This is a genomic window from Pseudonocardia sp. DxW (assembly GCF_058448985.1).
Genome location: NZ_JBZFLK010000002.1, coordinates 101868 through 115182, shown reverse-complemented (window position 1 = coordinate 115182; position 13315 = coordinate 101868). Strand labels below are relative to the sequence as shown.

At 74.6% G+C, this 13315-nt stretch carries 11 protein-coding genes and 1 pseudogene; 9 read left to right on the top strand and 3 right to left on the bottom strand.

All coding sequences use genetic code 11. From position 1 onward, the window contains the following. Positions 1–146 precede the first annotated feature (146 nt). A complete protein-coding gene (locus tag ACVJO7_RS03370) occupies positions 147–425 on the bottom strand; it encodes a DUF1490 family protein (RefSeq protein ID WP_344029915.1) in 279 nt (92 codons plus the stop codon). A 299-nt stretch (positions 426–724) separates the two neighbouring features. On the opposite strand from ACVJO7_RS03370, the gene ACVJO7_RS03365 reads away from it, so the two are divergent. Together ACVJO7_RS03365 and polA are read left to right on the top strand one after the other, a co-directional pair. Then, a complete protein-coding gene (locus ACVJO7_RS03365; RefSeq protein ID WP_344029918.1) occupies positions 725–1474 on the top strand; it encodes a YebC/PmpR family DNA-binding transcriptional regulator in 750 nt (249 codons plus the stop codon). A 94-nt stretch (positions 1475–1568) separates the two neighbouring features. After that, positions 1569–4409: a DNA polymerase I gene (gene polA / locus ACVJO7_RS03360; protein WP_491671669.1), complete on the top strand. Its 2841-nt coding sequence runs from the start codon at positions 1569–1571 to the stop codon at positions 4407–4409. A gap of 70 nt (positions 4410–4479) precedes the next feature. Here polA and ACVJO7_RS03355 read toward each other — a convergent pair whose 3' ends face one another. Together ACVJO7_RS03355 and ACVJO7_RS03350 are read right to left on the bottom strand one after the other, a co-directional pair. Further along, complete coding sequence (locus ACVJO7_RS03355; RefSeq protein WP_491671668.1) at positions 4480–5049, bottom strand: hypothetical protein; 570 nt, start codon at positions 5047–5049, stop codon at positions 4480–4482. A gap of 194 nt (positions 5050–5243) precedes the next feature. After that, the gene (locus ACVJO7_RS03350) at positions 5244–6389 is read right to left on the bottom strand and encodes an alpha/beta hydrolase (protein WP_491671667.1); all 1146 of its coding nucleotides are present in this window, start codon (positions 6387–6389) and stop codon (positions 5244–5246) included. Positions 6390–6517: 128 nt separating this feature from the next. Here ACVJO7_RS03350 and ruvC point away from each other — a divergent pair. The 7 genes and pseudogenes from ruvC to ACVJO7_RS03315 form a co-directional block, all read left to right on the top strand. Continuing rightward, positions 6518–7108 (top strand): annotated as a pseudogene (gene ruvC, locus ACVJO7_RS03345) (crossover junction endodeoxyribonuclease RuvC); the annotation flags it as partial. A 116-nt stretch (positions 7109–7224) separates the two neighbouring features. After that, the gene (gene ruvA / locus ACVJO7_RS03340; protein ID WP_344029928.1) at positions 7225–7821 is read left to right on the top strand and encodes a Holliday junction branch migration protein RuvA; all 597 of its coding nucleotides are present in this window, start codon (positions 7225–7227) and stop codon (positions 7819–7821) included. Beyond that, positions 7818–8873 (top strand): Holliday junction branch migration DNA helicase RuvB, encoded by a 1056-nt coding sequence (gene ruvB, locus ACVJO7_RS03335; protein WP_344029931.1) that lies wholly within the window; start codon positions 7818–7820, stop codon positions 8871–8873. The genes ruvA and ruvB overlap by 4 nt, the downstream gene beginning before the upstream one ends. A 450-nt stretch (positions 8874–9323) precedes the next feature. After that, the gene (gene yajC, locus ACVJO7_RS03330) at positions 9324–9725 is read left to right on the top strand and encodes a preprotein translocase subunit YajC (protein WP_344029934.1); all 402 of its coding nucleotides are present in this window, start codon (positions 9324–9326) and stop codon (positions 9723–9725) included. A gap of 161 nt (positions 9726–9886) precedes the next feature. After that, a complete protein-coding gene (gene secD / locus ACVJO7_RS03325) occupies positions 9887–11581 on the top strand; it encodes a protein translocase subunit SecD (protein WP_491671666.1) in 1695 nt (564 codons plus the stop codon). Further along, positions 11578–12702 carry a protein translocase subunit SecF gene (gene secF, locus ACVJO7_RS03320; RefSeq protein WP_491671665.1) on the top strand — a complete coding sequence of 375 codons (1125 nt, stop codon included), beginning with the start codon at positions 11578–11580 and terminating at the stop codon, positions 12700–12702. Before secD ends, secF begins: the two co-directional genes overlap by 4 nt. Then, complete coding sequence (locus ACVJO7_RS03315; protein ID WP_491671664.1) at positions 12699–13268, top strand: adenine phosphoribosyltransferase; 570 nt, start codon at positions 12699–12701, stop codon at positions 13266–13268. The genes secF and ACVJO7_RS03315 overlap by 4 nt, the downstream gene beginning before the upstream one ends. Positions 13269–13315: the final 47 nt, after the last annotated feature.

The following is a 13315-nucleotide window of genomic DNA, read 5'->3' as shown; positions in this document are numbered from 1 at the left end:
GCGTCGCTCAGGACGGTGACCTGCGGGTCATCGGTGTCGGTGTTCAGGATGCTCGCCCCGATCGGAACTCAGTGCTCGTGTCCCGGCGCCCGTGACTCGGTGCTCGTGAACCGGCGCTCGTGACTCAGTGCTCGTGTTTCCGCGCCTCAGTGCTCGTGGGTGTGCCCGTGGCCGCTGCCGGGGGCGGGTGCCTCCTCGCCGATCCGGCCGCGGGCCTCGCTGACGATGTCGGCGGTCGCCAGCCGCGCCCGCTCCGCGCCGGTCTCGGCGGCACGGGCGCCGCGCAGGCCCCACGCCGTCGCGGTCACGGCCGCCTCCCGGACGGCGCCGGAGCGGGCGACCCGCTTCACGCCGTCGTAGGTCACGGCCCCGGCCAGACCCGTGACCACCAGACCTGCGGCCTTACCCAGCACTGCTCCGAACACGCGCCCGCTCCTTCCGCCTGCGACCCCGGCGAACGGGACGGGCGAACCGATCCCGGCCGGGAGGTCCAGCGTAGCCCCCGGACACGACTGCCGAGGCCCGGGCGGGGCGTGATCGCCCGGCGAAGTGGTACCGCCGGTCCGGCGGCCCGGACCGGCCGGGTGCGTGCGGCGCCGGTAACATCGAGGAGTTCCCGCAGGTCCACCCGGCCCGCAGCGCACGCTGCGGCGCGCCGAGGCCTGCCCCGGCCGTGCACGACGCATGCGCGCGGCCCGAGCACGAGAGGTGGGCAGACGAGCCGATGAGTGGCCACTCCAAGTGGGCGACGACCAAGCACAAGAAGGCCGTGATCGACGCCCGCCGCGGCAAGATGTTCGCCAAGCTGATCAAGAACATCGAGGTCGCGGCCCGCACCGGCGGTGGTGACCCCGAGGGCAACCCGACGCTCTACGACGCGATCCAGAAGGCGAAGAAGAGCTCGGTCCCGAACGACAACATCGACCGCGCGGTCAAGCGCGGCTCCGGCGCCGACGCCGGTGGTGCCGACTACCAGTCGATCACCTACGAGGGGTACGGCCCGAACGGCGTCGCCGTGCTGGTCGAGTGCCTCACCGACAACCGGAACCGGGCCGCCACCGAGGTCCGGACCGCGATGACCCGCAACGGCGGCACGATGGCCGATCCCGGGTCCGTGGCCTACCTGTTCTCCCGCAAGGGTGTCGTCGTGCTCCCGAAGGGCGACCTCGCCGAGGACGACGTGCTGCTGGCCGTGCTCGACGCGGGCGCCGAGGAGGTCAACGACCTCGGCGAGAGCTGGGAGGTCGTCTCCGAGGCGACCGACGTCGTCGCCGTGCGCACCGCGCTGCAGGAGGCCGGCATCGACTACGACTCGGCCGAGGCGATCTTCGTCCCGTCGATGCAGGTCGAGCTGGACGCCGAGGGTGCGCGGAAGGTCTTCCGGCTGATCGAGGCGCTGGAGGACTCCGACGAGGTGCAGAACGTCTACGCCAACTTCGACGTGTCCGACGAGGTCATGGCCGAGGTCGGCTGACCGGCGCCGGCCCGGCCGGCCGGTCCGTCCGTCGGACGGGCCGCGGGCCGGGCCGGGCCGAACTTGTCGGGGGTCGGTTCTAGACTCGCCGCCGATGAGCACCGCGACGCAGGGCACAGCATCGACAGCCGCCGCATCGAAGGCCGCTGCCGCCAAGGCCGGTACCGCGAAGGCCGCCGCAGGACGCACGGCCCCGGACCGGCCGCGGCTGCTCCTGCTCGACGGGCACTCGCTCGCCTACCGCGCGTTCTTCGCGCTCCCCGCGGAGAACTTCCGCACCGGCACCGGCCAGACCACGAACGCGGTCTACGGCTTCACCTCGATGCTCATCAACCTGCTGCGCGACGAGGAGCCGACCCACCTGGCCGTCGCGTTCGACGTCTCGCGCACCACCTTCCGCTCCGAGCGCTACGCGGAGTACAAGGCGAACCGATCCAGCACGCCGGACGACTTCCGCGGCCAGATCGACCTCATCAAGGAGGTGCTCGGCGCGCTGAGCATCCCGGTGTTCGCGGTCGACGGCTACGAGGCCGACGACCTGATCGCCACCCTCGCCACCCAGGCCGAGCAGCAGGGCTTCCAGGTGCTCATCACCACCGGCGACCGGGATGCGTTCCAGCTGGTGACCGACGACGTCACGGTGCTCTACCCGAAGCGCGGGGTGTCCGATCTCGGCCGGATCGACCCGGCCGAGGTCGACCGGCGCTACGGGCTCACCCCGGTCCAGTACCCGGACTTCGCGGCGCTGCGCGGCGACCCCTCGGACAACCTGCCCTCCATCCCCGGGGTGGGGGAGAAGACGGCCGCCAAGTGGGTCCGCGAGTTCGGCTCGCTGGCCGAGCTGACCGACCGGGTCGACGAGGTGAAGGGCAAGGCCGGCGACGCGCTGCGCGCGAACCTGGCGAACGTGCTGCTCAACCGGCAGCTGACCGAGCTGGTCCGCGACGTCGACCTGGGCGCGGGCCCGGAGCAGCTGGAGGTCCGCGCCTGGGACCGGGACGCGGTGCACCGGCTGTTCGACGAGCTGGAGTTCCGGGTGCTGCGCGAGCGGCTGTTCGCCACCCTCTCCTCGGCCGAGCCGGAGGCGGAGGACGGCTTCGAGATCTCCGGCGAGGTGATCGCCCCCGGCGGCGTGCGGGCCTGGCTGGACACGCACGCCCGGGACGGCCGCCGGGTCGGGCTGAGCTTCGCCGGCGTGGCCGGTCCGGTCGCCGGCCGGGACCTCACCGGCGTCGCGCTGGCCGTCGGCGAGCCGACCGTCGAGCAGCGGGCCGCCGGTGCCGCGGCCGGGGTGCCGAAGGCCGGCCACCTGGCGCTCACCGGGCTCACCCCGGACGACGAGGCCGCACTCGGCGACTGGCTGGCCGACCCGGCCGTCCCGAAGGCCGTGCACGACATCAAGCCGGTGCTGCACGCGCTGCGCGCCCGCGGCTGGTCGGTCGCCGGGCTGACCAGCGACACCGCGCTCGCCGCCTACCTGGCCCGGCCCGGCCAGCGCACCTTCGACCTGGCCGATCTGGCGCTGCGCTACCTGCGCCGCGAGCTGCGCACCGAGCAGCCCGCGGACGGGCAGCTGTCCCTGCTCGGCGGCGAGGAGGAGGCCGACGCACAGGCCGCGGAGCAGGAGATGCTGGCCGCCTCGGCCGTCGCCGAGCTGGCCGACGCGCTCGACGCCGAGCTGGCCCGGCTCGGCGGCACCGAGCTGCTCGCCGATCTGGAGCTGCCGCTGGCGTTCGTGCTGGCCGGCTGCGAGGCGGCCGGGATCGCGGTCGACTCGGAGACGCTGTCCGACCTGGAGTCCGACTTCGGTGCCCAGGTCCGCGAGGCCGCGTCCAGCGCCTACGAGGTGATCGGCAAGGAGATCAACCTCGGCTCGCCCAAGCAGCTGCAGGTCGTGCTGTTCGACGAGCTGAACATGCCGAAGACCAAGCGCACCAAGACCGGCTACACCACCGACGCCGACGCGCTGCAGAGCCTCTACGAGCAGACCGAGCACCCCTTCCTGCAGTTCCTGCTGCAGCACCGGGACGCGACCCGGCTCAAGGTCACCGTCGACGGGCTGATCAAGACGGTCGCCGACGACGGCCGGATCCACACCACCTACTCGCAGACCATCGCGGCCACCGGCCGGCTCTCCTCGACCGACCCCAACCTGCAGAACGTGCCGATCCGGACCGCGGCCGGGCGCCGCATCCGGGACGCGTTCGTGGTCGGCACCGGCCCCGATGGGGAGCGGTACGCGGAGCTGATGACCGCCGACTACAGCCAGATCGAGATGCGGATCATGGCGCACCTGTCCGAGGACGCTGCGCTGATCGAGGCGTTCCGGTCGCGGCACGACTTCCACGCCGAGACCGCCGCGCGGGTGTTCGGCGTCGAGGCGACCGAGGTGTCGGTCGAGCAGCGGGCCAAGATCAAGGCGATGAACTACGGCCTGGCCTACGGGCTGTCGGCCTACGGGCTGTCCGGCCAGCTGCGGATCTCCACCGACGAGGCCAAGGGCCTGATGGACGACTACTTCGCCGGGTTCGGCGGGGTGCGCGACTACCTGGCCGGTGTCGTCGAGCAGGCCCGCAAGGACGGCTACACCGCGACCATCCTGGGCCGCCGCCGCTACCTGCCGGACCTGACCTCCGACAACCGGCAGCGCCGCGAGATGGCCGAGCGGATGGCGCTCAACGCGCCGATCCAGGGCAGCGCCGCGGACATCATCAAGGTCGCGATGCTCGGCGTGTACCGGGCGCTGGAGCAGGAGGGCCTGCGCAGCCGGATGCTGCTGCAGGTGCACGACGAGCTGGTGCTCGAGGTCGCCGACGGTGAGCGGGAGGCGCTGGAGAAGCTGGTCCGCGAGCAGATGGGCGCCGCCGCGCAGCTGTCGGTGCCGCTCGAGGTCTCGGTCGGCTACGGCCGCAGCTGGGACGCCGCGGCGCACTGAGCCCGGCCCGGCCCCTCGCCGACGGCCCCGCCCGGTCCCCGCCACCGAGGGCCGGTCCGGGGCCCGCTTCTCAGCCGCCGACCGCCCCGACCGGGTCCCGGTCGGCCGGCGGGCGTCCGGTCGACGGTGCCGGGGCTGTCTCCGGCACCGGGGCCGGCGAGGACCGCAGGTGCGCCGGGGCGAGCAGCCGGGCCGCCCGGCCCAGCTCGGCGACCAGCTGCTCGGCGGCGATGTCGTGGTCCCGGGCGACCCGGTGCAGCACCTGCGCGACCGCCGCGGTGCCCGGGTCCCCGGGCCGCGGGATCCGGTGCCGGGCGCGGCACAGCACCAGCGCCAGTGCCCGGCCTGCGTCGGCCAGCGCGTCGACGTCGTCGAGATCGACGGTGAAGCTCGCCCCGCGCAGCCCGGCGACCCGCACCGCGGGGCCGGCGGACCGGGTCCACGCGCGCAGCGCCCGGCGCTCGGCGACCGGGGCCGGCAGCTCCACCCCGGTGGCCCCGAGCTCGGCGAGCGCGAGCAGCAGCCCGCTGATCCGGGCCGACCGGGCGGCCCAGACGACCCGGTCCCCGGGCAGGTCGCGCCGCAGCACGGTCCGCCGGGCCGGGTCGGTGGAGGTCCGTGGGTACGGAACGGGGGACATCGGCGTCACCTCCGCGCGGTTCGGTGCCGACGGACTCGCAGGTCCCCGACCAGCCGTTAGCGGCCCGGGCCGGGCGGTCGCCCGGTGCGGCCGGACGGTGCGCCGGTGGCGCCGGACGGTCGGGGCGCCGGTGCGGGTCCACGGGAGCGGTGGCGGGCCACCGCGGTCGGCCCACCCCGGTCGGCCGGTCCCGCTCAGCCCACCCCGGTCAGGAACCGGATGACCGCCTCGCGGGTCAGCTGCGCGCCGGGGCTGCCGAACGGCCGGTCGAAGACGTGATCGGCGTAGGGCACCGTCACCAGCCGGCCGGGGACGCCCGCGTCGCGCAGCTCCCGGTCGTAGGCGGCGACCCGGTCCGGGTACACGTAGTGGTCGGCCGAGCCGAGCAGCAGCAGGGTGGGCGGCAGGTCCGCGCGGACCTGCTCGGACGGCGAGACCAGCCGCATCAGTCCGGGCGCGTCGGCGGCGGGCCCGCCGAACAGGGCCTGCTGCAGGTCCGGGTCGATCAGGGCCAGGTCGACCGGCGGGTAGTACGCGACGACGCCGGCCGGTGGCGGCCCCGGCGCCGGCAGCGGCGCGTCGGCCGGGCCGGTGCCGCCGGCCGAGGCGGGCGCGTCGGAGCAGGCGAGCGTGCCGTCGAGCAGCCCGGACGTCGTGCTGAGCGCGAGCGTCGCCCCGGCGGACTGGCCGGCGAGCACCAGCCGACCGGGATCGAGCTCGCCGCCGGCGTTCGCCCGGATCCAGTCGACCGCACAGGCGACGTCGCGCTGCTGGTCGCGGCCGACCGGCTCGGGCGGCGGGAGCCGGTAGTCGACGGCGGCGACCGCCCATCCGCGGTCGGCCAGCCAGCGGTTGAGCGCCGTCCGGTCCTCCCGGTCGCCCCGCACCCAGCTGCCGCCGTGCACCCACACCAGCACCGGGTGCGGGCCGGGGCCGGACGGCAGGTACAGGTCCAGCGCGCGGCCCTCGGTGAACTCGACGGAGCGGTCCGGGTCCCCGGCGGGCTGGCCGATCTCGGTGAGGGCGGCCGTCCAGTCCAGCCGGACGCCCTCGGCGGCGGCCGCCCGGCCCTGCGCGGCGAGCACCGTCACCATCCCGACCACCGCGGCCAGCGACAGCGTCGCCGCCGCGTACCCGCTGAACCGGGCGCCCGCCGAGCGGGCCGCCAGGCCGAACAGGATCCCGAGCACCGCGGCCAGCGCCAGGTGCAGCGGGTACTGGCCGGTGACGAACGACCCGGCGAAGCCGGCCACCGGTGTCTCCGGCCGGAAGGCACCCACCAGCACGAACAGCAGCACGACCGCCCAGAGCAGGGCGAGCGCGCGGAGGAACGACGTCACCCGCGCACCCTGCCATCGACGGTCCCGGCCCGATCGAGGCGGCCCCGCCCGGCGCGCCCCCGGCGTCGCCGCGCGGACCGGCCGGTAGCGTGCGGATCTCGAACGCACGTGCGGGAGGGGTGACGCCGGTGCGGGTGCTCGGGGTCGACCCGGGACTGACCCGGTGCGGGATCGGCGTCGTCGAGACCGGCGCCGGCCGGGCGGTCGGGTTCGTCGACGTCGGTGTGGTCCGCAGCGGGACCGACGTCCCGCTGGAGCGCCGGTTGCTCACGGTCGCCGACGAGGTCGAGCGCTGGGTGGCCCGGCACCGGCCGGACGTGATCGCCGTCGAGCGGGTCTTCAGCCAGCACAACGTGCGCACCGTGATGGGCACCGCGCAGGCCAGCGGCGTCGTCGCGCTGGTCGCCGCGCGGGCCGGGCTGCCGGTCGCCTTCCACACGCCCAGCGAGGTCAAGGCGGCGGTGACCGGCGAGGGCCGGGCCGGGAAGGCCCAGGTCGCGACGATGGTCGCGAAGGTGCTCGGGCTGGACGCGCCGCCGAAGCCGGCCGACGCGGCGGACGCGCTGGCGCTGGCGATCTGCCACTGCTGGCGCTCGCCGATGCAGGACCGGATGGCGCAGGCCAGGGCCCGCGCCGAGGAGCTGGCCGCGGTGCACCGGGCCCGGCTCGCGCAGGCCCAGGCCCAGCAGGGCAACGCCGCACCGACCGCCGCCGCGCAGTGGGCGGCCGCCCGCGCCGCCGCAGAGCGGTCGGCCGGCACCTGGTCGCCGGGGGTGTCGGAGGCGCCCGGTAGCGTCGGATCTCGAACGACCGTTCGCGGGAAGGGGACCCGTCGGTGATCCACTCGGTGCGCGGCCCGGTGCTGGAGATCGGGCTCGATCACGCCGTCGTCGAGGTCGGCGGGGTCGGGCTCGCCGTGTACGCCACACCGGCGACGCTCGGCGGGCTGCGGCGCGGTGAGCAGGCCCGGCTCGCGACCACGCTGGTGGTGCGCGAGGAGTCGCTGACCCTGTTCGGCTTCGTCGACACCGAGGAGCGCGAGCTGTTCCTGCTCCTGCAGACGGTCTCCGGGATCGGGCCCCGGCTCGCCCTGGCGACCCTCGCCGTGCTGGAACCGGACACGCTGCGCCGCGCGCTGGCCGACGGCGACCTGGCCGTGCTCACCCGGATCCCGGGCGTCGGGCGCAAGAGCGCCGAGCGGCTGGTCGTCGAGCTCCGCGACAAGGTGACCGCGCCCGCCGCCACCCCGGCGGCCGCCGCACCGTCCGCCGTCACCTCCACCCGCGACCAGGTGGTGGAGGCGCTGCTCGGTCTCGGCTTCACCCAGAAGCCCGCCGAGCAGGCGGTCGACGCGGTGCTGGCCGGGTCGCCGGACGCGGGGGCCAGCACCCTGCTGCGCACCGCGCTGTCGTCGCTGGGCCGGTCCCGGTGACCACCGCCGGGGACGACGCCGAGTTCCGCGACGTCGACGCGGTCGTCCATCCCGACGATCTCGACGTCGAGGCCTCCCTGCGGCCCCGCTCGCTCGACGAGTTCATCGGCCAGCCCCGGGTCCGCGAGCAGCTGGAGCTGGTGCTGGAGGGCGCGCGGCGGCGCGGCGACCCGCCCGACCACATCCTGCTCTCCGGCCCGCCCGGGCTCGGCAAGACCAGCCTCGCGATGATCGTCGCCCAGGAGATGGGCGCCGCGATCCGGCTGACCTCCGGGCCCGCCCTGGAGCGGGCCGGCGACCTCGCCGCGATGCTGTCCAATCTCGTCCCCGGCGACGTTCTGTTCATCGACGAGATCCACCGCACCGCCCGGCCCGCCGAGGAGATGCTGTACCTGGCGATGGAGGACTTCCGGGTCGACGTCGTCGTCGGCAAGGGTCCGGGTGCGACCTCGATCCCGCTCGACGTCGCACCCTTCACCCTGGTCGGCGCCACCACCCGCGCCGGATCGCTGACCGGGCCGCTGCGCGACCGGTTCGGTTTCACCGCGCACATGGAGTTCTACGACGACGGCGAGCTGCAGCAGGTGCTCCGCCGGGCCGCCGGGATCCTCGGCATCGACCTGCGGCCGGACGGCGCCGAGGAGATCGCCGGCCGCTGCCGCGGCACCCCGCGGGTGGCGAACCGGCTGCTGCGCCGGGTGCGCGACTTCGCCGAGGTCCGCGCGGACGGCGTGATCCGCCGCGACATCGCCCGCGCCGCGCTCGCCGTGTACGACGTCGACGAGCTCGGCCTGGACCGGCTGGACCGGGCCGTGCTCGGCGCGCTCGTCCGCTCGTTCCACGGCGGCCCGGTCGGCATCTCCACCCTCGCCGTCGCGGTGGGGGAGGACCAGGGCACCGTCGAGGAGGTCTGCGAGCCCTACCTGGTGCGGGCCGGGATGCTCGCCCGCACGCCGCGCGGCCGGGTCGCCACCCCGCTGGCGTGGTCGCACCTGGGCCTCACCGCGCCCGCCGACGCGCCCGCCGGGCACCGGATCGAACCGCTGTTCTGATTCCCGGCACCGCCGGGGGAATTGCACCGACCGGTCGCCGGGCCCGTTCCGGAAATGGTTCGCAACGCCGTTATCCGGCGCAATCCGGACCGCCCGCGACAATTCGGACGCAATCCGCCGGACCGTCCACGGCACGGTCCGGCGCGGGATGCCCGCACGGCGGTACCGTCGCCGCGGCGGCGCCGGTGACGGCCGGGTCCCGGGCCGGTCCCGGCGGTCCCGAGCGGGTCCCGCCGGGACCGCGCGGACCGCCCGGCACGGACATGCAGGTCCGGATCGGGCAGTGTGGGACAATCCGAACATCAGTGCCGTTGAGTGGTGTAGCAGGCGCAGCACCACCGTTCGTCCCGCGATTCTGCGACGAGCGGCCTGAATGGTCGGGGGTTGCTCGGTGATTTCCCGGCGACTGGCACACTGATACGTGGCGAAACGAGACGGAGACCCCGCACGATGGATCTGATTCTTGCGCAGGAGGCCGGTGGTTCCGGTCTGCTGTCGCTGCTGCCCTTCCTCATCATCCTGCTGCTGTTCGTGCCGCTGTTCCTGAACGGCCGCAAGCAGCGCAGGCAGATGGCGGAGACCCAGGCGATGCAGCAGGCGCTGGAGGACGGCGACGTCGTCGTCACCACGTCCGGGCTGCGGGGAACCGTCACCGACGCCTCCTACGAGGACACGATCGACCTCGAGATCGCCGACGGCGTGGTCACGACCTGGCTGCGTGCGGCGATCCGGGAGAAGGTCAACCCCGACGCGGCGTCGGAGGACGAGTCCGGTTCCGGTGACTCCACCGAGTCCGCCGGCGACACGGACGCCTCGCAGCAGAAGTCGGAGAACAAGCCGACGATCCACTGAGCGGCCGCCGAGCGGGCCACGTCCCGCTCCGGCTGCCCCGGTCCCGCGGCCCGGCCCGGCATCGGACCCCCTGAGGGTCCGGCCGGGGCCGGTCGGGTCCGGGCGACCGACCGTGAGGCCGGCCGTGGCCGTCGCACGAGTCGGAGCAGGAGAACATCAACGTGGCACCGTCGTCGGGGCAGCAGCATGTCCGCCCCTGGCGCTACCTGACGGCCTTCCTCGGCATCGTCGTGATCCTCTACACCCTGGTGCTGTTCACCGGGGGCGGGAACCTCACGCCGAAGCTGGGCATCGACCTGCAGGGTGGCACCCGCGTCTCGCTCACCGCGCGCACGACGGACGGCCTGCCGCCGCCGCGTGACCAGCTGGTGCAGGCGCAGGAGATCATCGAGCAGCGGGTCAACGGCCTCGGGGTCAGCGGCACCGAGGTCCAGCTCGACGGCAGCAACATCGTCATCACCGTCCCCGGTGACGAGGGCGAGCAGGCCCGCTCGCTCGGCCAGACCGCGCAGCTGCGGTTCCGCGAGGTGGTCCAGGAGGTCCCGGCCGCCCCGCCGCCCGCCGCGACCCCGCCGCCGACCGGCACCCCGCCCGCCGCCGGGGACGCGACCGTCCCGCAGGGCATGGGCGGTCCGCCGGAGCGGTCCGCCGCCGTCGCACCGGTGGCGTACGGCGGCCCGCTGCAGGACCCGCCGCCCGCCCCGGAACCCCCGGCGCCGGACGACCCGCGGATCGCCGCGGAGGTGTCGCAGGCCAGGCAGACCCGGCAGAGCGACGATCCGGCGGTCCAGGCGCAGGCGCTGCTCGCACTGGACTGCACCGGCACCGATCCGCTGCAGGGCTACGACGACCCGGCCCGGCCGCTGGTCACCTGCAGCGAGGACGGCTCGGTCAAGTACGTCCTCGGGCCCACCTTCATCGAGGGCACCCAGATCGCGTCCGCGCAGGCCCAGCCGAACCCGCAGGGCGCCGGCTACGTCGTGAGCCTCACCTTCGAGTCGCAGGGCGCCCAGGCGTGGGGCGAGTACACGACGCAGAACATCGGCCAACGGGTCGCGTTCGTGCTCGACGGCGACGTGGTGTCCGCCCCGGAGATCACCGTCCCGATCCTCGGCGGCGCGACCGAGATCTCCGGCCAGTTCAACCAGGAGCGGGCCCAGGAGCTCGCCCAGGTGCTGCGCTACGGCTCGCTGCCGCTGGCCTTCGACTCCGGCACCGCGCAGACCGTGTCCGCCACCCTCGGCCTGGCCTCGCTGGAGGCCGGGCTGATCGCCGGCGCCGTCGGCCTGGCACTGGTGCTCGTCTACTGCCTGGCCTACTACCGGCTGCTCGGGCTGCTCACGATGCTGTCGCTGGTGCTGTCCGGGCTGGTCGTCTACGCGGTGCTGATCCTGCTCGGCCGCTGGATCGGGTTCACCCTGGACCTGGCGGGCGTTGCCGGGTTCATCATCGCGATCGGCATCACCGCCGACTCGTTCGTGATCTTCTTCGAACGGCTCAAGGACGAGATGCGCGAGGGTCGCACCTTCCGCTCCGCGGTCCCGCGCTCCTGGGAACGGGCCCGGCGGACGATCCTCACCGCCGACGCGGTCAGCTTCCTGGCCGCCGCGGTGCTCTACATTCTGGCCGTCGGCGAGGTCCGCGGGTTCGCCTTCACCCTCGGCATGTCCACCGTGCTCGACCTGGTCGTGGTGTTCCTGGTGACGTTCCCGCTGGTCGTACTGATATCCCGGTCCCGGACACTGGGCCGGCCCGGGCTGTCCGGGCTGGCCGCCGTCGACCGGATCGGTGCGCGGCACCGCCGCACCGCCCCCGCGGCGGGCCGCCGCGTCGCAGCGCAGGGAGGACGGGCATGACCGCGCCCGAGCGGGTGTCGGGCTGGACCCGGCTCACCACCGGCACCGCCGACGTCGACATCGTCGGCCGCCGCCGCACCTGGTACATCGGGTTCGCCGTGCTCGTCGGGATCTGCCTGCTGTCGCTGGTGTTCCGCGGGTTCAACCTGGGCATCGACTTCACCGGCGGCTCGCAGCTCCAGCTGCCGGTCACCGGCGTCGGCGGCGTGATCAGCACCCAGCAGGTCGAGCAGGTCTACCAGGGCGTGATCGGCAGCCCGCCCGAGGTCACCCAGGCGGTCGGCAGCGGCGCCGCGGCGTCGATCGTGGTGCAGTCCGAGCCGCTGACCCCGGAGCAGCTGATCCCGCTGCGGGACGCGCTGTTCACCCAGCTGCAGCCGCTCGGCCCGGACGGGGTGCCGAGCGCCGCGGCGATCAGCGACTCCCAGGTGTCCGGCACCTGGGGCGGCGAGGTGACCAGCCAGGCCCTGATCGCACTGGCCGTGTTCATCGTGCTGGTGACGATCTTCCTGGCGGTCTACTTCGAACGCGCGATGGCGGCGGCCGCGCTGGTCGCGCTGGTCAACGACATCGTCGTCACCGCCGGGGTGTACTCGATCATCGGCCTCGAGGTGACCCCGGCGACGGTGATCGGCCTGCTCACCATCCTCGGGTTCTCGCTCTACGACACCGTCGTCGTCTTCGACAAGGTCCGGGAGAACGCGCGCGGCCTGCTGAAGCGGACCCGCCGGACCTACGCCGAGGCGGCGAACCTCGCGCTGAACCAGACCCTGATGCGCTCGCTGAACACCTCGCTGATCGCGATCCTGCCGGTGCTCGGCCTGCTGGTGATCGGCGTCGGGCTGCTCGGCGTCGGCACGCTCGCCGATCTCGCGCTGGTCCAGCTCGTCGGGATGATCACCGGCGTGATCTCGTCGCTGCTGCTGGCGACCCCGCTGCTGGTGGACATCAAGCTGCGCGACAAGCGGTTCCGCGACCAGGCACTGCGGGTCGCCGCGCGCCGGGCGCGCACCACCCCGGAGGGCGGCGCGGCCGCGGCGGATACCCTCGCGGTCGTGAGCAGCTCCCGCCCCAGCACGGCGTCCCGGCCCACCGGCAAGACCGGGCGGGCCCGCCGGTGACCGCCGTCGACGACATCCGGCCCGGCCCCGGCGTCGACGGCGACTCCGCGGAGGACCTGCTGCGGATCGCCGACCTGATCCGCTCGGTGCCCGACCACCCCGAGCCCGGGGTGCTGTTCCGCGACATCACGCCGGTGCTCGCGCACGGCGGCGCGTTCGCGACGGTCGCCACCGAGCTGGCCGCGCACACCGGCGAGGCCGAGCTGGTGGTGGGCGTCGAGGCCCGCGGGTTCCTGCTCGCTGCCGCCGTCGCGCTCGTCGCCGGTGTCGGGACGGTCCCGGTCCGCAAGGCGGGCAAGCTGCCCGCGGTGGCCGCGTCGCGCAGCTACGAGCTGGAGTACGGCAGCGCCACCCTGGAGCTCCCGGCGGACGTCGTGGAGCCCGGCACCCGGGTCTACGTCGTCGACGACGTGCTGGCCACCGGCGGCACCGCGGCCGCGGCCTGCGCGCTGCTCACCGACGTCGGCGCGGAGATCGCCGGGTTCGGCACGCTGCTCGAGCTGACCGCGCTGAACGGCCGGGGACGGCTCGGTGACCTGCGGGTGGATGCGCTGCTGAGCGCCTGATCCGGCGCGGTTCCGCCGGGGGACGGTCCGCGGACTATCCTCGGGGA